Raw genomic sequence first — 523 nt, 5'->3', positions numbered from 1 at the left:
TTATGATATTAAAAATATATATTGATAATTATGAATATTGTCAGAAATCAAGTAATATATATTAATTAATTTTTAGTGCTATAACGTATTTCAAAGAAAATGTTATACTAAAAACTAGGTGGGGTTGCTTTAATGAAGATTAATCTAGATTGTTAAAGAAATTAATATTTACATTGCTATACTCCATAATCATTTTTTTCAAAATATGATTGAATAATTTAAGTCTATATTTAATTTAATACAGAGATGGTTATTATGGATAATTTACGTATTGTTCTAGTTGTTGTTGCATCCTTAGTCATTATTGCATTGTTCATCCATGGATTTTGGATTAATAAAAAGGAGCGATCTTCACTTTTTAGTTCAGATAAAAAAGAAAAATTTTCACAAAGCACGCAACAAGATCAAAACTTTCCTACAAATGATATAGAAGAGGATGAGGTGATTTTACTCACTCCAAAAACAACAAAAAATGATGAAATCGTTGAAAATAAAGTAATTATCAATGAATCTATAAAAGAAA

General features: G+C 24.1%; 1 pseudogene. It reads left to right on the top strand.

The annotated features are described in order from the left end of the window. Positions 1–255: 255 nt before the first annotated feature. Positions 256–523: pseudogene (locus tag A9G30_RS01025) on the top strand (hypothetical protein); the annotation flags it as partial.

The sequence above is a fragment of the Gilliamella sp. Fer4-1 genome, assembly GCF_001690515.1.
In the GTDB taxonomy this organism is placed as follows: domain Bacteria; phylum Pseudomonadota; class Gammaproteobacteria; order Enterobacterales; family Orbaceae; genus Gilliamella; species Gilliamella apicola_C.
This window is presented reverse-complemented; position numbering and strand designations above follow the sequence as displayed.